Below are 17,794 nucleotides of genomic sequence, written 5' to 3'. Positions count from 1 at the left end.
CACCCCGCTTTCGACCCCACCGAGAGAGGAACCCCCACATGGCAGCAGAATCCGCGAAGGCCGAGCGGCCCGGAGTCCTGGCGAGCTCCGCCGACCCGGCCCCGGCCGCCGCCTCCCGGGCGGCGGCGCCGGCGCCCGTCCCGCCCCCGTCGGCCCCCTCGGCCCGGACCGGTCAGGCCGCCGAACCCCCCGCCGGCGGCGCGCTGTCCGGGCTGACCGCCGCCATCGGCCGGTTCGGCGCCCCCGCCGCCGACGGCAAGGGAACGGCGGCGGCCGCCCACCGGCCGGGGAAGCCCACCATGGCGCTGGCCGCCATCGCCGGGCTGCTCCTGGTCGCCGCGCCGTTCGGCGCCTCCGAGACGGGGATGCGGCTGGCCGGGGGCGAGGGGGCCGGGGCCTCCGGCGCCGACCCGGCCGCCGGGACTGCGGGCGCCCAGGCGCAGGCGCCGCTGGCGGGCGGCGCACCGGTCGTCCCGGGCGAGGGCGGCGGCGCGGGCGGCGCGGGCGGAGGCGGCGGGCAGGACCCCGGCGGCTTCGTGCCCGACGTGCTGCCGCAGGCGCCCGGCGCGGTCGGCGGTGAGGACCGGGAGGACGGCGGCGCGCAGGAGGGCGGTTCCGGCGACGGCTCCGGCGGCGATGGGGGAGACGGCGGCGGCGCGGGCGGCTCCGGGCCGGAGGCCGAGACGCAGATGGGCTCGCTGCTCGACGGGGTGCCGCTGCTCGGGTCGGACGGCTCCGAGGAGCCCGGCGGCCGCGAGGGCTCCGGGAAGGAGAAGAAGGAGAAGGAGGACACGGAGGCCACGGAAGAGGCTGAGGGCGCCGGCGGCGAGAGCGGGAGCGGCGGGGGCGCCGAAGGCGGCGGCTCCGGCTCCGGTTCCGGGTCCGGCGCCCCCGAAGGCGGGGACGGTCCCGCCGACGGGCCGGAGGCGGCGGGAGGCGCGGACGGCGGAAAGGCCCAGGACCAGGGCGCGACCCCGCTCAGCGCGGGCACCGCCGAGGGGACGGACGAGGGCGCGGGCGACGGCGGGCAGAAGCGCGAGTACTCCGCCGTGGCCGGTCCGGACTGCACCGACCCCGGCGCCTCCTACGCGGTGCACGGCCAAGGGGTCGCCCGCACGGGCTCCGGCCACTACACCGGTTCGGGATGCGCGGGCGGCTACGACGCCCTCCCGGTGAGCGGCGACTCCAACGCCTACACCGACACCGCCGCGACCTGGACGTTCACCCCCGGCTTCGACGACGCCACCTGCTCGCTGAAGATGCTGGTCATCGCGGGTGAGTCCCCGCTGTGGGGCAGCGGCGAGCCCGCCAACGTCGAGCTGTTCGACGGCGCGCGGGCCGAAGGCCGGAACCGCGGCGTCTACAAGATCGAGCGGCCCGACCCCGGCAACTACTGGGCGGTCACCGAGTTCTCGGACGTGGACGGCGCCTTCACCCTCCGGCTGACCAACGCCGGAGCCGCCCCCCAGGGCGCGCCCCACCCGACGCTGCCCGCGTCGGTGGTCGAGGCCGAGTGCCGCTGACCCGCCGTACCGCCGCCGCGGACGGCGCGGCGGACACGGCGGCGGTCCGAGCGGCGGACAGAAAGGAACGGAAGGTTCGATGACCCCTCACGTGCGCACCGTCGACCCGTCGGGCGGCGCGGAGTTCCGGACGATCGGCGAGGCGGTGGCCGCGGCCGGGGACGGCGCGGTGCTCTCCCTGGCCCCGGGACGCTACACCGAGCGGCTGGTCCTGACCCGTGTGGTCACCCTGATGGCCGCCGAGGAGCCCGGGTCGGTGGAGATCCTCTGCGCGGAGGGGAGCGCGGTCACCTCCGTCGCCGAGGCGGTCAAGCTCACCGGGCTCGTCCTGCGCGGCCGCGACCCCGAGGCGCCGGTGGTGGACGCCGCCGCCGGGCAGGTGGAGCTGGCCGAGTGCCGGGTGGACGGCGCCGCCTGGGCGGCGGTGCTGGCCCGCGACGAGGGCGCCCTGGCGCTCCGCGACTGCCGGGTGACCTGCTCGGAGGGCGCGGGCATCGTGGTGACCTCGGCGCAGGCCAGCGTCATCGAGGACTGCGTCGTGGAGGACGTGGGGACCAGCGGCCTGGTCATCAACGAGCGGGGTGCGCCCCGGGTGCGCCGCTGCACCATCCGCGACGCCGGCGGCAACGGCGTGTACGCGGCCGGGGGCGGCGCGGGCCGGGTGGAGGACTGCGAGGTGACCGGCACCGCCAAGCCCGCCGTGGCGGTGGACGGGGACGCCGCCCCGGAGCTGGTGCGGCTGCGGGTGCGCGACGTCCGCGACGACGGGGTGGTGCTCTCCACCCGCTCGGCCGTGCGGCTGGAGCAGGTGGAGGTGGACGGCGCGGCCGGGCGCGGGCTGGTGCTGCGCGGCGGTACCGACCCGCGGGCCGACCGGGTCGCCGTGGTGCGCAGCGGCCGCGAGGGCGTGCTCGCCGAGGAGAAGGCGCGCGGCCTGCTCACCGGGGTCGAGGTGCGCGACGCGGGGGGCGCGGCGGTGCGCGTCACCGGCCGCTCCTCCACCGCGTTCAACGGGCTGGAGGTGCACGGCGGCGCGGCCGAGGGGGTGGTGGTCGCCGACGACTCGGCCGCCGAGTTCGACCGCCTCACCGTGGACGGCGCGGACGGCGCCGGGGTCGCGGTGCTCTCCGGCTCCTCGCCCTTCCTCCGCCGGGTCCGGGTGCGGCGGGTCCGCGGGCACGGCGTGCGCTTCGACGGCGGCGGGGGCCGCCTGGAGGACCTGGAGGCGACGGGGGTGCGGCGCTCCGGGGTGCACGCCTCGGGCGACGCGCGCCCCTCCCTCACCGGCCTGCGGGTGGTCGACGCCGGGGAGAACGGGGTGAGCGCCGCCGCGGGCGCGGTGCTGGACCTGCGCGACGGCGAGGTCGCCGGGTGCGGCGGGGACGGGCTGGCGGTGCACGCCGGAGGCGAGCTGGCCGCCACCCGCATGCGCTCGAACGGCAACGGCCGCAACGGGGCGCTCGTCGCGGCGGGCGGGCGTGCGGCGCTGCGCTCCTGCGAGCTGTTCGGCAACCGGGCCGACGGGGTGCTCGTGGGGACCGGCGAGGACGTGCTGGTGGACGGCTGCTCGGTGCGGGACAACGGCCGCGCCGGGCTGAGGCAGACCGTCGCCGGGGCGAACGTCACCGCCGCATCGCTGGTCAGCGAGGGCAACACCGATGAGGACCGGTACGGCCCGGACGCCGTCCCCGAGGGCGCCGGGGCGCCGGGCGCCCCGGCGGCGGGGGGCGGCGAGGCCGACGGGGGACCCGGGGACGAGGACGCGGGCCCACTGGCCGAACTGGAGGCGCTCATCGGCCTGGACGGCGTCAAGCGCGAGGTCACGACGCTGGTCAACCGGAACCGGATGGCCCGCCACCGGGCCGAGATGGGGCTGCCGTCCCCGCCCGTCGCCCGGCACCTGGTGTTCTCCGGCCCGCCGGGCACCGGGAAGACCACCGTGGCGCGGCTGTACGGTCGGCTGCTGGCCGACCTGGACGTGCTGCGCTACGGGCACGTCGTGGAGGCGGCCCGCGCCGACCTGGTCGGCCAGTACGTGGGCGCCACCGCGATCAAGACCACCGAGGTGTTCGAGAAGGCCCGCGGCGGGGTGCTGTTCGTCGACGAGGCCTACACGCTCACCCCGGCCGGGTCGGGCAACGACTTCGGCCAGGAGGCGGTGGACACCCTGGTCAAGCTCATGGAGGACCACCGCGACGACGTCGTGGTGATCGTCGCCGGGTACGGACCGGAGATGGAGGGGTTCCTCGCCTCCAACCCCGGGCTCGCGTCCCGGTTCGCGCGCACGGTCGAGTTCCCCAACTACCGCTCCGAGGAGCTGGTGGCGATCGTGGAGGCCCAGGGCGCCGCGCACAGCTACACGCTGGACGAGGGGCTGCGCGAGGCCCTGCTGCGGCACTTCGACCGGATGCACAAGGGGCCCGCGTTCGGCAACGGGCGCGAGGCCCGCAAGGTGTTCGAGCAGATGGTGGACCGGCAGGCGCACCGGCTCGGCGAGAACCCCCCGGCCGACCCCGCCGAGCTCACCCTGCTGCTGCCCGAGGACCTGGACGGCGGCGCCCAGGCGGGGCCCGAGGGCGGCGGGTCCGACGCGGTCGCCGCGCTGCGCGCCGAGCTGGACGCCCTGACCGGGCTGGCCGAGGTCAAGGAGGTCGTCAACGACCTGGTGAACGTGCTCGTCGCCGCTGCGCGGCGGCGGGAGCTGGGCATGCCGGTGCCCACGCTCAGCCACCACCTGGTGTTCTCCGGCCCCCCGGGGACCGGTAAGACGACGGTGGCCCGGATCTACGGCCGGCTGCTCAGCGCGCTGGGCGTGCTGCCGGGCGGGCAGACCGTCGAGGCGGCCCGCGCCGACCTGGTGGGGCGGTACGTGGGGCACACCGCCCAGCTCACCGCCGAGGTGTTCGAGAAGGCCCGCGGCGGGGTGCTGTTCATCGACGAGGCCTACACGCTCACCCCGGCGGGCGGCGGCAACGACTTCGGCCAGGAGGCGGTGGACACCCTGGTCAAGCTCATGGAGGACCACCGCGACGAGGTGGCGGTGATCGTCGCCGGGTACGACGCGGAGATGGAGCGGTTCCTGGCCTCCAACCCGGGACTGGCGTCCCGGTTCGCCCAGCGCGTGCCGTTCACCGACTACGGCTCCGCCGAGCTGGTGTCCATCGTGCGGGGCATGGCCCAGGCGGGCGGGTACACCGTCCCGGACGCGACGGCGGAGCGGCTGCTGGCGCACTTCGAGGCGGTCCCCCGGGGCGAGGCCTTCGGCAATGCCCGCTACGCCCGCCAGGTGATGGAGAAGATGATCACCCGGCAGGCCGGCCGCCTCGTCGCAGTGCCCGAGCCGACCCGCGAGGACCTGGTGGTACTCGCCCCGGACGACGTCCCCTGACCCCGCCACGGGGCCGGGCTCCCGCCCCCGGCCCCGGTCACGGCTTGCGCGCGACGCCGCGGGGAGGAGTGGGGGTGAGGTGACGATGACGTTTGACGCACAGTTAGCGCAAAGATCTTCGTTAAGCGCCCTCAGTCTGCATACGATGCGCAGAGAAGGATCCGACTGATGTGCGCTGCGGCGGGAACGGAGGGCTGCGTGCTGCTGAGGTTCCGTGTCGCGAACCACCGGTCCATCAGGGACGAGCAGGAGCTGTCACTGGTGGCCGTCCCCAAGCGCGGCGAGCCGAAGGACAAGGGCGAGGGGGCGCCTCCGACCGTCCGCGTCGCTGGGATCTATGGCGCGAACGCCTCGGGCAAGTCCAGTGTGCTCGACGCCCTGCGATGGATGCAGTATGCAGTGCGGACGTCGCACACCGAGTGGAAGCCGGCGGCGAGGGTGCACCGCTTCCCGTTCCTTCTGGACGACTCCTCGAAGGAGCGGCCTTCGTTCTATGAGGTCGACTTCATCCACGAAGGCGTCCGGCATAATTACGGATTCGAGATCACAGAAGACGGCGTCGTCGGTGAATGGCTCTTCGTCTACCCGAAGGGGAGGGCTCAGCGGCTCTTCGAACGGTTCGGTCACGAGGAGGATGACTACCGATTCGGCCGGGCGTTGACCGGTGAAGTCAGAAGAATACGGCGAATGACCCGGAACAACGCCCTGTATCTGTCGGTCGCTGCGTCGAATGATCACACCAGGCTTCTCGGGGTCTATCGGGCGATCGTCGAGGGGATGAACTACGCGTCGCACCAGGAGAGTGATGAGGCCCTCCGGCTCAGAGCAGCCAGTGAACTACTGAAAAGTGGGGAGAGCTCCTCGATCTTCAATCGCCTGGTCCGGGTTGCCGACCTCGGTGTCGTTCGAGTCGATATTGAAAAGAAGGCCGTTTCGGACGAGGAATTCAATACGTTTGTGAAGGTGGTGCGGGTCTTCGACCCGGAAGAGGACCTCGTCAAGGAGGGGTCTGAGGTCCTCTCGCGCATGCGGGAGGGGATCGAGTCGCAGATCGTTCTCGTGCATTCGGCCGAGGGAGGGGATCGGCGTCTCGATCTCGATCAGGAGAGCGCTGGTACGCGGGTCTGGCTCTCCTTGATCGTTCAGGTTCTGAATGTCGTCCTTCGAGGGGGTGTGTTCCTTGTCGACGAGATCGACTCCAGCATGCACCCCGTGCTCTCCTCGACGCTGATCAAGATGTTCAAGGACCCGGAGATCAACCCCAAGGGGGCCCAGTTGGTCTTCGCCTCCCACGACACGACGCTTCTCGGCAGCCTCCTCCGCGATGACCTCCTCCGGCGTGACGAGGTGTGGTTCACCGAAAAGGACCGGAGCGGGGCGACATCGCTCTACTCGCTCGCGGATTTCCGTCCGCGCGGTACCGAGAACGCGGAGAGAGGGTATCTTCAGGGGAGGTACGGGGCAGTACCGTTCGTCGATTTCGACGACATCCGATCGGTGTTCATCGAGCTGCACAGGGGAGTCGATGGCGCGTCCCCGGAGGGCGAAGAGGGACCTCTCCCGGAGCAGGCCGAGGCGTGACGCCAAGCCGCGAGTCCTGGTGGTCTGCGAAGGCGAAGTGACCGAGGTCGTTGTCTCCAACCCCTGCTTCGAGTTCTGGCTGCTCTACCACTTCCAAGACCTGACGAGTTCGGTCGATCGGAACGTGCTCTGCAAAGAGAAACTGCGCCGGCACTTCGACGGCTATGCCAAGCACCTTCCCCCCGACTTCCCGTTCGGCCACCATTCCGAAGCCAAGCGCCGGGCCTTGCGGGTGGCGGACGCGCCAGAGGATTCGGGCATCATCGGCCCGAATCCGTCGACGAACGTCTGGTTGCTCATTGAAGCGGTCCGCCGCGCCTCTGCCCGAGACGTCGCCGGGCCCGGCTGAGTGACCGGCCCGGCCCGTCGGCCACGGGCCGGGGTTCGCCGGTTACGGCTTGCGCGCGACGCCGCCGTATTGGTCCATGCCTCGGCGGCTGCCGACCTCGATGGGGCCCGGGCGCCACAGCGGGCACGGGACCACGCCCGGCTCCAGCAGTTCCAGGCCCTCGAAGCGCGCGGCGATGTCCTCGGGGCTGCGCAGGTGGTAGGGGAGGCCTCCCTTGGAGTCCCCCTCCTCCATGGCCGCGTTGTAGGCCTCGCTCGTGTTCGTGCCGTCGTACATCGCCAGGAAGCTGCCGGAGGGCAGGGCGTCCATCAGGCGGTTCACGATCGGCATGATGTCGTCGGCGGGGATGTGCCCGAGGATGCCCAGCAGCATCAGCGCCACCGGCTCGTCGAAGTCCAGCGTCTCGGCGGCCTTGCTCAGGATCGACTCGGGGTCGCGCAGGTCGGCGTCGATGTAGTCGGTCGCCCCCTCGGGGGTGCCGACGAGCAGCGCCCGCGCGTGCGTCAGGACCAGCGGGTCGTTGTCCACGTAGACCACGCGGGACTCCGGCGCGATGGTCTGGGCGACCTCGTGGGTGTTGTTGACCGTGGGCATGCCGGTGCCGATGTCGAGGAACTGGCGGATGCCCTCCTCGGCCGCGAGGTGGGTGACGACCCGGATGAGGAACTCGCGGCTGGTGCGGGCCAGGTCCACGATCTCCGGGAAGTCCGCGATCACCTGGTCGCCGACCGCGCGGTCGATGGGGTAGTTGTCCTTGCCGCCCATCCAGTAGTTCCAGATGCGCGCGGAGTGGGGGACCGTGGTGTCGATCTGGGGCTGCGGGGCGCCGTCGCCGTTCGCCGGGGAAGGGGACGAACCGTCTGTCATAGGGGGTTACCTGTCTAGCGTCGGGAGGTGGGGAGGACCGGCCCGCCGTCAGAGGGCCCCGGGGGCCGTTCCCGGCTCCTGCGGGCCCGGAGACCCACCAGCGGCGGGGATCCGACCATCGAGCCTAGGCGACGCGGCGCCCCCGCGCATGCGCGGGGACGCCTGTCCGGCGGCCCTTCCCGGGGTCACCCGTGCTCCGCAGGTACGGCGGCCGCCCGCCAGAAGCCGGCGTAGCGGCCGCCCAGGCGCAACAGCTCGTCATGGGTGCCCGCCTCGACGACCCGCCCCCCGTCCAGGAAGGCGATGCGGTCGGCGTGCATGGCGGTCGGCATCCTGTGCGTGACGAGCACCACCGTCCGGCCCGCCGACAGGCGCTCGATGCCCGCGTGGACGGCGGCCTCGTTCCCCGGGTCCAGCGCCGACGTCACCTCGTCCAGCAGCACGATCGGGGCGTCCTTCAACAGCGCGCGGGCGATCGACACGCGCTGCCGCTCCCCGCCGGACAGCAGCGCCCCGCCTTCGCCGACGTTCGTCGCCCACCCGTCGGGCAGTCGCGCCACCACCTCGTCCAGCCGGGCCGCGCGCGCGGCCTCCAGGACCGCGTCCCCGTCGGCGTCGGGGCGGCCGAGGCGCACGTTCTCCTCGATCGTGTCGTCGAAGAGGTACACGTCCTGGAAGACGACGGCGATCCGCGCCATCAGGTCGTCGGTTCCGATCGACCGGACGTCCACGCCGCCCACCCGCACCGAGCCGGCGTCCACGTCGTGGAAGCGCGCGAGCGACTGCAGCAGCGTGCTCTTGCCCGCCCCCGACGGGCCGACGATCGCGAGCCGCCCGCCGTCGGGCACGGACAGGTCCACACCGTCGAGCACCGTGCGGTCGCCGCGCCGGAAGGTGACCCCCTCGAACGCGAGGTCGTGGCGGTCCGGCCGGACCGGGTCGGACGGCTCCGGGAGGGGCGCGGCGCGCAGCACGGCGTCGAGCCGCTCCAGCTCGCCGCGGGCGGCGCGCAGGGCGCCCCCGGCGTGGGCCAGGGACAGGACGGGGTCGGTGCAGCGCGTGGCGAGCACCAGGATGCACAGCAGCTCCGCTGCGTCGATGGTCCCGCCCAGGGCGAGGTGGGCGCCGAGCACCAGCATCGCGGTGAACGCGGCCTGCACGGTGAAGGCCAATCCCAGGACCCCGGGGAGCGCGGCCAGGGCCGAGCGCCGGGACGCCCGCTGGAGCCCCTGGAGCGCGTCGTCGAGCAGCCCGAAGCGCTCCCGGGAGCGGCCTCCGGCGCGCAGGACCGGCTGCGCCCGGATGTACTCGATGGTCCGGTCGGCGGCCTCGCGCTCGGTGTCGGCGCGCGCGGCGTCGGCGGCCGCCGACGCACGCCCGGACAGGTATTGCGCCGCCGCCACCGCCGGGACGGCGGCCAGGGCGGCCAGTCCCAGCCGCCAGTCGAAGGCGAGCACCACGGCGATGGTCGCCAGGGGCGTGACCGTGGCGGTCACCAGCGGCGCCAGCTGGTGCGCGATCACGCCCATCGCCTGCAGCACGCCGGTCCCCGCCAGGACGGACACCTCCCCGGCCCGGCCGCCCCCGAACCAGCCCACCGGCAGCCGGGTCAGGTGGTCGCCGAGCCGGTGGTACATGCCGCGCAGCAGCGCGCCTCCGGTGAGGAAGCCGGACAGGTCGGCCGCGTAGCGCAGCGAGGCGAAGACCGCCACGGCCCCCGCGAAGGCGGCGAGCCAGGGCACGGCGTCGGCGGGCGCCCCGGACAGCAGCGCCCGCAGGACGGGGACCAGGAGCGCGTAGGACAGCCCTTCGAGCAGTGCGGCGGCCGTCATCAGGGCGATGGTGCGGCGCACCGGCCGGGAGTACTCCGCTCCCAGCACGCGGAGCAGCAACCGGATCATCGGGACTCCTCAGGGGTGTGGGCCCCGGACACGACCGTGCCGTCCTCCAGGACGACGACGGTGTCGGCGTCGGCGACCGTCTCGGGGCGGTGGGCGATGACCAGGAGCGTGCGGTCCCCGCGGGGGGCCAGGGCCCGGCGCACCGCCCGCTCGGTCTCGGGGTCGGCGAAGGCGGTGGCCTCGTCGAGGACGAGCACGGGCGTGTCGGCGAGCAGGGCGCGTGCGAGGGCGATGCGCTGCTCCTCCCCGGCCGAGAGCCGGATGCCGTCGCCGAGCACGGTGTCGTAGCCGTCGGGCAGGCGGAGGATCCGGTCGTGGATCCGGGCCCGCCGGGCGGCGCGGACCACGTCGTCCCGGTCGGCATCCGGCACCGCCAGCGCGATGTTGTCCGCCACCGGCGCCCGCAGCAGGAACACCTCCTGGAACACGAAGGAGACCGCGGCGGACAGGTCGGGTGCGGCGATGTCGCGCAGGTCCACCCCGCCCAGCCGGACCGACCCGGCGGTGGGGTCGAAGAACCGGGGCAGCAGCCGAACCAGCGTGGACTTGCCGCCGCCCGAGGGGCCCACGACGGCGGTGACCGTCCCCGGCTCCAGCACCAGGTCGACGCCGCGCAGCACCTCGCGGCCGTCGCCGTAGCCGAAGCGGACCCCGCGCAGCTCCACCCGGTGGCCCCGGGGCGTGCGCGGGCGCGCGGGCTCGGGCAGGGGCGGCTCGGCGAGCACCTCCCGGATGCGGCCGATGGCGCGGCGGGCCGCCAGCATGTCGTCGAAACCGTGGCCCAGTGCCGCCACCGGGGCGGTCAGGCCCAGGCCGAGCAGGAGGAAGGGCGGCAGGTCCGCCGGTTCCATGCCGCCGCGGGCGATGAGGAACGCGCCCCCGGCGAGCACCGTCCCCAGCACGACCGGCGGCGAAAGGGCGAGTTGCATCGCGGCGCCGACCGGGGCCAGGCCGCGCACCATCCGCAGGAAGGAGGCGACGAAGCGTTCCACGGCGGTGCGGAACGCGCGGTGCGACCGCCCGGCCCCGCCGAACGCCTTGACCACCGCGATGCCCCGGACGAACTCCAGCACCGCGTCGGAGATCCGCCCCATCGCGGTTTCGAACTCCTCCTCCACGCGCCGCCGGGCGGGGGTGGTCAGCAGCGGCACCAGGGCCACCGCGAGCGCGACCGGCGCCAGGGTGACCAGGGTCAGCCGCCAGTCGACGGTGAACAGGTACACCAGCGACACCAGCGGCACGGCGAAGGAGGTGGCGAGCTCGCCGGGCGTGTGCGCGATGAAGGGGTGGACCGCGCTGACGCCGTCGCCCACCACCTTGGCCAGCTCGCCGGTGCGGCGCCGGGACAGCGCGGCGACCGGCGCCCGCCCGAGCCGCGCGGCCAGGGCCCGCCGCAGCGTGAGCTGCACCCGGCCGTCGAGGACGTGCGCCGCACCGGACGCGGCGGAGGTGAGCACCAGGCGGACGAGCAGGCCCACCGCGCCGAAGGCGACGGCCGCCCACACCCGGTCGGCGTCGGGTGGGCCGGGCGCCAGCAGCTCCCGGCCCGTCTCGGCGACCGCGATCAGGGGTGCCAGCCCGGCGACCGCGCCGAGCACGTGGAGGACGACGACTCCGGCGAGGCCGCCGGCGTAGGGGCGCAGAAGCCGCGATGTGCCCGTGTCGGCAGGTGGTCCCGAGGCGCGGTCCGCGGCGGAGTCCGCGGCGGAGGCGGCGGCGGGCGCGGCTGCGGGATCGGCCGCGGTGTCCGTGGCCACGGCTCACCCCGCCAGGCCGCGGCGCAGGGCCGTGCCGATCTCGGCGAACTGCAGCTGCGAGATCTCGGCCGACCGGATCTGGTGCGACCCGTGGAAGGTGCCGGGCCACTGGTGCAGCTCGACCGGCACGCCCGCCTGCATCAGCCGCACCGCGTACTCGATGTCCTCGTCCCGGTTGGGGCAGAACTCCGCGCAGGCGATGTAGGCGGGCGGCAGCCCGGACAGGTCGCCGGCCCGCGCGGGGGCGGCGTACGGGGTGGCGGGGGAGGGGCCCAGATAGTGCTCCCACGCGTGCAGGACCGCCTTCCGGGTGGCGAAGGGCGTGTCGGTGAAGGTGCGCGCCGACCGCGTGAGCTGCCGGTCGTCGAAACAGGCCTGGTGGAGCAGCTGGAACCGGACCGGCGGCCCGCCCTCGTCGCGGGCGCGCAGGGCGAGGGAGGCGGCCAGTGCCCCGCCGCAGCTGTGGCCGCCCACGGCGATCCGGTCCGGCTCGGTCCCCAGCTCCTCGGCGTGGTCGCAGGCCCAGGCCAGGACCGTGCGGGCGTCGTCGTGGGGGGCGGGGAAGGGGTGCTCGGGCGCGAGCCGGTAGCCGGTCGACACCACGGTCGCCCCGGACAGGTCGGCGAGCAGCGCGGCCCAGGGGTGTTCGGTGTCCAGGTCGCCCATCACGAAGCCGCCGCCGTGCAGCCACACGACGGCGCCCCGGCTCCGGTGCGGCCGGTAGATCCGCACGGGGACGTCGGGGGTGCCGGGGACGGTGTGGTCACGGACCTCCATCCGGGAGGTGTCCGGCTCCGGCAGGGAGGCGATGACCTGGGCGAGTCGGGAGCGGGCGGCGGCCGGGTCGCCGAGGTCGAGCCCGGATGCCAGGGGTACGTACGGTTCGAGTTCGGGATCCATGGTGGCCATGCTCCGCTCCGCCCGGCCCCCGGTCATCCGCCGCCCGTCGCGCATCCCCGGCGGTCGGCGCGACGGACGCGCGGGGCGGAGGCGCGGGGCGGAGCCGCGTGCGCGCGGGCGGCGGAGCGGCGCAGGCCGGTCAGGCCGACAGCGCCTCGTAGCCGCTGCGGAGCAGGCCGGGTGCCTCGCCGCGGTGGACGGCCGACAGGCGCGACCACAGGGCCCTCCCGGCGCCGTTCCTGTACTGGACGAACGTCGCGAACGTCGCCTCGGAGCCGTCGACGGCCATGACCAGCTGGACGCTCATCATCCACCCGGGGGCCTCCAGCCGCGTCCAGCCTTCGCCGCTGCCGGAGATGCGCCACCCGGCGATGCGGTCCGTCGAGGGGCCGGGCCTCAGGCGCAGCCCCAGCACGCCCCGCCACAGGACCTGCGCCGGGCGGCCGAGGACCTCTTCGCACATGGCCCGCAGCCATTCCTCGGAGGTCCAGGGCGCGGGCCGGTCCATCGTGAGGGTGAACAGGTCGGCGTAGTCGTAGTGGCCGAACGAGGTCAGGGCGGCGGTCTCCGGGGGCGGCGTCCGCCGCTCGGTGACGGCCGGCTCGGGTGCGGTCGGTGTGATGGTCGCCGTCATGTCCCACTCCCTTCGGGTGCGGCGTCCGCGGTGTGGCGGCGCCGTCGCTCGGAAAGTAACATACAGACATGTACGTATGTGAGTGGGGCGGCTGACGTGGCCGCGGAACGGACGGGCGGGCGCCGCACACAGGCCGACCGGCGCGCACGGACCAGGAGCGCGCTGCTGGAGTCGGCGGCCCGGGGGCTGTCCGCGCACGGCTACGCCAACCTGTCGCTGGAGCGGGTGGCGGGCGGGGCGGGATACACCCGGGGGGCGCTGTACCACCAGTTCGCGAACAAGGAGGAGCTGGCGCTGGCGGTGGTGGAGTGGGTCGGCGAGACCTGGCGCGCCGAGGTGGGCGGCCCCGCGGCGGCGCACGAGGACCCCGTCGAGGCGCTGTGCGCCCTCGCGCGGGCGCACGCCGTCTACTGCCGCCGCGACATCGCCGGCGTCATGATGACGCTGCAGACCGAGTTCTCGGGCCGGGACCACCCGGTCGCCCGGGCGCTGGAGCGCAACGTCCGACCGCTCATCGCCGAATGGGGCGGGCGGATCGCGCAGGCGCGTGAGGCCGGGGCCCTCCCGCCGGGGCCGCCCCCCGAGGAGACGGCCTCGGCCTACTTCGGCACGCTGCAGGGCGTCACCATCGCCGTCGCCGGGCACGCGCCCCACGACGTCCGGTTCGCCGAGGGGGCGGTCCGCGGCGTCCTCGGCCTGCCGCCCGCGCACCCCGCCCCGTTCGACGCCGACGGCCACAGCACTTAGCGCCCGCGCGACCAGGCGGGTGTGCTCCGCGTTGATCTCGGGGAAGTCGGGCTTATGCTGTCCGTTTTTACCCCGACTTCCCCGAGATCAACGACGCAGGGGCGGCGTTCGGCGGCGGGGAGCCCCGGGGTGCGCGGCCCGGCTCACTCCGCCAGGGCGCGGCGCAGGGCCCTGAGGAGCTCGGCGGTCTGCAGCTGGGACACCTCGGCGGACTGGATCTGCTGCGAGCCGTGGAAGGTCCCGGCCCACTGGTGCAGCTCGACCGGGACGCCCGCCTGCAGCAGGCGCACCGCGTACTCGATGTCCTCGTCGCGGTTGGGGCAGTACTCGGCGGCGGAGATGTAGGCGGGCGGCAGGCCCGACAGGTCGGTGGCGCGCGCGGGGGCCGCGTAGGGGGTGGCGGGTGCCGTTCCCAGGTAGTGGCCCCACATCTGGGCGACCTTGCTCCGGGTCACGAAAGGGGTGTCGGTGAAGGTGCGCGCCGACACGGTCAGCTGGCGGTCGTCGAGGCCCGCCTGGTTGAGCAGCTGGAACCGTACGGGCGGCCCTTGCTCGTCCCGGGCGCGCAGCGCCACGGCGGCGGCGATGCCGCCGCCGGAGCTGTGGCCGCCGACGGCGATCCGGTCCGGCGTCGTGCCGAGTACGCCGGCGTTCCCGGAGGCCCACACGAGCGCCGCGTAGGCGTCGTCGTGCGCGGCGGGGAAGGGGTTCTCCGGGGCGAGTCGGTAGGCCACGGAGACGACCGTCGCCCCTGACCCGTCGGCGATCATCGCGGCCCAGGGGTGCTCGGTGTCCAGGTCGCCCATGACGAACCCGCCCCCGTGCAGCCAGACGAGGGCGCCTCGGGGGTTCCGCGGCCGGTAGATCCGCACCGGCACGGGCGGGTCGGCGGAGCCGGCGGCGGGGACGGTGCGGTCCTCGACCTCCAGGCCGGAGGTGTCGGGTTCGGGAAGGGTGGCGGTCAGCTCCGCGAGCTGCTTGCGCGCGGCGGGCGGGTCGCTCAGGTCGGACGGCGGGAAGAGGGACAGGTAGGGCTCGAGTTCGGGATCCATGCCGGTCATCCTGGGGCACGTGGTGGCCGGAGGCAGCCGCCGGTCGTCGCGCATCCTCCGCGGAGCGCGCGACGAGCGGCGGGTCTCCGGCGCGGAGCCCGTGCGTAGGATCGGGCCATGGACGCATTGGTGGTGCGGCTGTCGCAGTTGGACACCGAGGCTGCGGGGGCGCTCCGGCTGGTGGCGTTCTACGACACGCTGATGCGCCGGAGGGTCGACCTGCCCGCGCTGGCCCGTGCGTCGGCGGGGGTGGCGGAGTGCGTGGCGGGGGCCCAGCTGCACGGCACGGGCAGTGTGGTCCGGTTCGCGCCGAACGGGCGGGAGGCGCCGGACCCCGTCCCGGCCGCGCGGTCGACCGTCTGCCCCGTCATCCTGGACGAGGAGGAGGTCGGGACCGTCTGGCTGGAGCGGGAGGACGCACCGCGCGCGCTCGACGAGCTGCTGCTGGACCGGTTCGCCCTCGCCGCCGCGGCGGCGCTCGAACGGCACGGCCCCGCCCGGACGACCATGGCCGACCCCGCGCTGGTGGAGCTGGTGATCAGCCACGGGGGCGATGAGGCCGCACGGGCGCGGGCGCTGCGCCTCCTCGGATTCGCCGCCGACGTCCCGGTGCGTGTCGCTGCGGTGCGGACGCGCGAGCCGCTCGACCGGGTCGGCGCGCAGGTGTGCTCCGGCCGACCGGTGAAGGCGGCGACGGTCGGCGGGGTGGGGGTCCTGCTGGCGGGGGCGGTCGATGCGGCACGGTTCCCGGAGGGGGCGCGGGCGGGCATCGGCGCCGCCGATGGGCCCGCCGAGTCCTGGAGGCAGGCGCGGACGGCCCTGCGCTTCACCACCCCGCTCCGGCCCGTCGTCCACCACCGCGACCTGGGCGTGCTGGCGCTGCTCGCCGAGGTGCCGCCCGACGCGGCGCGGGCCGCCCCGGACGTGGCCGCGATCGGCCGCCTGGCCGCCGCCCCGGAGGACCTGGAGACGCTGGAGGTGTACTGCGCGGTGGGGTCGGTCCGCCGGACCGCCGAACGGCTCCACCTGCACCACAGCAGCGTCGCCCGGCGGATCGAGCGGATCGGCGGGGATCTGGGTGTGGACCTCACCGACCCGGCCGGTTCGACCCGCGCCGGGATGGCCCTGGCGCTGTGGAGGCTGCTCGACGGCTGACGCGGGGGCGGCGGGCGGGGCGGCGGCCGGCACGGGGCCACGGCGGAAAACCACGTGCGCCGGACGGTGGTGCGGCCCTATCGTCGCCGCCCATGAGCGCCTCTGAACGGTCCCCCGCCCTGCTCAACGTCATCGACGTCGAGGCCACCTGCTGGGACGGGCCCGCCCCCGCGCCGTCGGAGATCATCGAGATCGGCCTGTGCGTGGTCGATGTGCGGGCGCGCGAACGCGTGGAGAGCGACCGCATCCTGGTCCGGCCGGTGAAGTCGAGGGTGAGCGCGTTCTGCACGGAGCTCACCGGGCTCACCCAGGAGGAGGTCGACACCGGCATCGGGTTCCGCGACGCCTGCGCCGAACTGGTGCGCCGCCACGGCGCGGCCGACCGGCGCTGGGCGAGCTGGGGGGAGTACGACCGCAAGCAGTTCGCCCGCCAGTGCGACGCCGACGGGGTCGACTACCCGTTCCCGCCGCGGCACGTCAACGCCAAGCGCGTCTTCGCCGAGGCGCACGGCCTACGGCAGCGGGGAATGGCGCGCGCGTTGGAGTATGTGGGCCTGCCCCTGGAGGGACGACACCACAGCGGGCCGGACGACGCCTGGAACATCGCGGCCATCGTCCTGCACCTGATGGACCGCGGCGACTGGCCGACCGCGCGTGGGGAGGCGGCGCGGCGGAAGTGATGAGTCGGGGTCATGGACGGCCCCATCGGACGCCTCTTGAGCCGTTATGCCCGGCGCAACCGCACTCGGCGGGCTTCAATGTCGATCGAGGCCACCTCCACCTCGACGAGGTCGCCCACCTGCAGGTCCACGCTCTCCGCGCCGGGGAGAAGGCCCACGATGCCGTCGCCGTCAGTGCCCCCGTCACCGTCGGCGTCCATCTCGACGAACGCCCCTACGCGCGTGGTCCTGTCCACCCGGCCGGGGAGGGTCCGCCCGATGGCGCGGCGCGCGAACGCGTGCAAGGGGTCGGGCAGCAGCCGCTTGAGCGAGACCGACACCTGCTCGCGCTCCAGGTCCACGTCGGTCACGACGCCGACCACCTCGTCCCCCACGGCGGCCGCTTCGGAGGGGTGCCCGATCGGGCGGTGGGACACCTCGGGGATCCGCACCAGCCCTTCGCGGCCGTCGATGTCGAGGAACAGGCCGAACGGGACGATGCGCACGACGGTCCCCTTGACGACCTCGTTCCTGAGGGGCCAGCCGTTCAGGACGGCGGTCACGGTTTCGTCCACGGAAAGATCGCGGCGCAGCGGCTCCAGGGGGTCGGGCTCAGAAGACATGTGGCGGAGTGTACGCCGCCGGACCTCTTCGGTCAGGTCCTCCTGGGGCGCAGGCCCAGGCGACGCAGCTCCAGCCCGGCCAGCGCGCGCACCGCCTCCGCGTCGTCGGTGCGCCAGGCCTCCACCGGGTCGTCGTGCACCGCCGCCAGGCGCGCGGGGCGCGCCGAGGCCAGCGCGCGCAGCGCCAGGACCCGCTCACCCGCGCGGCCCTTCAGCGCGCCGGCGCTCCGGGCCGTCGAAGCCTGCCGGATCCAGCGCAGGCGCGCGGGCAGCCAGGTGCCGAGCACGACCACGATCGGCAGAAAGGCGGTGAGCAGGCCGAGGAGGACCGCCGACGACGCGATGGACTCCTGGAGCGATCGCCCCGCGTCCCCGAGCGAGGCCCCGGCCTCACCGACGGAGGTCAGCGGGGAGGCGAGGCTGTCACCTGCAAGGGGGACCTGGCGTGCGGCGTCGGCCGCGTCGCCCATGTGGCGGTCCACGGCGTCGCCCGCGTCGGCGAGCATCGTTCCGGACGCACCGGCGGCGGCGACGGCATCGTGGAGGGCGAGGGCGGCCTTGATCCAGAGGACGATCCACAGGACGGCCAGGGCGTCGGCGAGGACCTGCAGCGCGAGTCGCGCGGGACGGTCGGCGTAGAGCTTCACGTGGGCTCCAT

At 74.7% G+C, this 17,794-nt stretch carries 15 protein-coding genes; 7 read left to right on the top strand and 8 right to left on the bottom strand.

Annotation, left to right across the window (positions count from 1 at the left end):
* Positions 1–38 precede the first annotated feature (38 nt).
* From O4J56_RS01050 to O4J56_RS01035, 4 genes are all read left to right on the top strand, one after another.
* Positions 39–1,523: a hypothetical protein gene (locus O4J56_RS01050; RefSeq protein WP_270683125.1), complete on the top strand. Its 1,485-nt coding sequence runs from the start codon at positions 39–41 to the stop codon at positions 1,521–1,523.
* Positions 1,524–1,602: 79 nt separating this feature from the next.
* Complete coding sequence (locus tag O4J56_RS01045; RefSeq protein ID WP_270683124.1) at positions 1,603–4,911, top strand: AAA family ATPase; 3,309 nt, start codon at positions 1,603–1,605, stop codon at positions 4,909–4,911.
* 198 nt (positions 4,912–5,109) lie between these two features.
* Entirely contained in the window at positions 5,110–6,492 is a 1,383-nt protein-coding gene (locus O4J56_RS01040) for an AAA family ATPase (protein ID WP_270683123.1), read from the top strand.
* Positions 6,493–6,529: 37 nt separating this feature from the next.
* Positions 6,530–6,841, top strand: a complete 312-nt coding sequence (locus O4J56_RS01035) for an RloB family protein (protein ID WP_270683122.1) — start codon at positions 6,530–6,532, stop codon at positions 6,839–6,841.
* A 42-nt stretch (positions 6,842–6,883) separates the two neighbouring features.
* Here O4J56_RS01035 and O4J56_RS01030 read toward each other — a convergent pair whose 3' ends face one another.
* From O4J56_RS01030 to O4J56_RS01010, 5 genes are all read right to left on the bottom strand, one after another.
* Positions 6,884–7,708 (bottom strand): SAM-dependent methyltransferase, encoded by an 825-nt coding sequence (locus O4J56_RS01030; protein WP_270683121.1) that lies wholly within the window; start codon positions 7,706–7,708, stop codon positions 6,884–6,886.
* Between the two features lie 185 nt (positions 7,709–7,893).
* Positions 7,894–9,609 (bottom strand): ABC transporter ATP-binding protein, encoded by a 1,716-nt coding sequence (locus O4J56_RS01025; protein WP_270683120.1) that lies wholly within the window; start codon positions 9,607–9,609, stop codon positions 7,894–7,896.
* A complete protein-coding gene (locus tag O4J56_RS01020; protein ID WP_270683119.1) occupies positions 9,606–11,366 on the bottom strand; it encodes an ABC transporter ATP-binding protein in 1,761 nt (586 codons plus the stop codon). The genes O4J56_RS01025 and O4J56_RS01020 overlap by 4 nt, the downstream gene beginning before the upstream one ends.
* 3 nt (positions 11,367–11,369) lie before the next feature.
* Entirely contained in the window at positions 11,370–12,275 is a 906-nt protein-coding gene (locus O4J56_RS01015) for an alpha/beta hydrolase (protein ID WP_270683118.1), read from the bottom strand.
* A gap of 130 nt (positions 12,276–12,405) precedes the next feature.
* Complete coding sequence (locus tag O4J56_RS01010) at positions 12,406–12,900, bottom strand: hypothetical protein (RefSeq protein ID WP_270683117.1); 495 nt, start codon at positions 12,898–12,900, stop codon at positions 12,406–12,408.
* 96 nt (positions 12,901–12,996) lie between these two features.
* On the opposite strand from O4J56_RS01010, the gene O4J56_RS01005 reads away from it, so the two are divergent.
* A complete protein-coding gene (locus O4J56_RS01005) occupies positions 12,997–13,647 on the top strand; it encodes a TetR/AcrR family transcriptional regulator (protein WP_270683116.1) in 651 nt (216 codons plus the stop codon).
* A 143-nt stretch (positions 13,648–13,790) separates the two neighbouring features.
* Here the strand turns inward: O4J56_RS01005 and O4J56_RS01000 are convergent, their stop codons facing one another.
* A complete protein-coding gene (locus O4J56_RS01000; RefSeq protein WP_270683115.1) occupies positions 13,791–14,699 on the bottom strand; it encodes an alpha/beta hydrolase in 909 nt (302 codons plus the stop codon).
* Between the two features lie 117 nt (positions 14,700–14,816).
* On the opposite strand from O4J56_RS01000, the gene O4J56_RS00995 reads away from it, so the two are divergent.
* Entirely contained in the window at positions 14,817–15,854 is a 1,038-nt protein-coding gene (locus O4J56_RS00995; protein WP_270683114.1) for a helix-turn-helix domain-containing protein, read from the top strand.
* A gap of 92 nt (positions 15,855–15,946) precedes the next feature.
* Positions 15,947–16,534 carry a 3'-5' exonuclease gene (locus tag O4J56_RS00990; protein ID WP_270683113.1) on the top strand — a complete coding sequence of 196 codons (588 nt, stop codon included), beginning with the start codon at positions 15,947–15,949 and terminating at the stop codon, positions 16,532–16,534.
* 44 nt (positions 16,535–16,578) lie between these two features.
* Here O4J56_RS00990 and O4J56_RS00985 read toward each other — a convergent pair whose 3' ends face one another.
* Positions 16,579–17,136 carry a S1 RNA-binding domain-containing protein gene (locus O4J56_RS00985; RefSeq protein ID WP_270683112.1) on the bottom strand — a complete coding sequence of 186 codons (558 nt, stop codon included), beginning with the start codon at positions 17,134–17,136 and terminating at the stop codon, positions 16,579–16,581.
* Positions 17,137–17,168: 32 nt separating this feature from the next.
* A complete protein-coding gene (locus tag O4J56_RS00980; protein ID WP_270683111.1) occupies positions 17,169–17,783 on the bottom strand; it encodes a hypothetical protein in 615 nt (204 codons plus the stop codon).
* Positions 17,784–17,794 lie beyond the last annotated feature (11 nt).

The organism is Nocardiopsis endophytica, from assembly GCF_027706725.1.
Taxonomy (GTDB): Bacteria; Actinomycetota; Actinomycetes; order Streptosporangiales; family Streptosporangiaceae; genus Nocardiopsis_A; species Nocardiopsis_A endophytica.
This window is presented reverse-complemented; position numbering and strand designations above follow the sequence as displayed.

Excerpts from the sequence above, each read along its gene's own strand:
- O4J56_RS00990 (WP_270683113.1), top strand. The coding sequence starts at position 15,947 with ATGAGCGCCTCTGAACGGTCCCCCGCCCTGCTCAACGTCATCGACGTC.
- O4J56_RS00995 (WP_270683114.1), top strand. The coding sequence starts at position 14,817 with ATGGACGCATTGGTGGTGCGGCTGTCGCAGTTGGACACCGAGGCTGCG.
- O4J56_RS01030 (WP_270683121.1), bottom strand. The coding sequence starts at position 7,708 with ATGACAGACGGTTCGTCCCCTTCCCCGGCGAACGGCGACGGCGCCCCG.
- O4J56_RS01000 (WP_270683115.1), bottom strand. The coding sequence starts at position 14,699 with ATGGATCCCGAACTCGAGCCCTACCTGTCCCTCTTCCCGCCGTCCGAC.
- O4J56_RS01050 (WP_270683125.1), top strand. The coding sequence starts at position 39 with ATGGCAGCAGAATCCGCGAAGGCCGAGCGGCCCGGAGTCCTGGCGAGC.
- O4J56_RS01025 (WP_270683120.1), bottom strand. The coding sequence starts at position 9,609 with ATGATCCGGTTGCTGCTCCGCGTGCTGGGAGCGGAGTACTCCCGGCCG.
- O4J56_RS01045 (WP_270683124.1), top strand. The coding sequence starts at position 1,603 with ATGACCCCTCACGTGCGCACCGTCGACCCGTCGGGCGGCGCGGAGTTC.
- O4J56_RS01010 (WP_270683117.1), bottom strand. The coding sequence starts at position 12,900 with ATGACGGCGACCATCACACCGACCGCACCCGAGCCGGCCGTCACCGAG.
- O4J56_RS01015 (WP_270683118.1), bottom strand. The coding sequence starts at position 12,275 with ATGGCCACCATGGATCCCGAACTCGAACCGTACGTACCCCTGGCATCC.
- O4J56_RS00985 (WP_270683112.1), bottom strand. The coding sequence starts at position 17,136 with ATGTCTTCTGAGCCCGACCCCCTGGAGCCGCTGCGCCGCGATCTTTCC.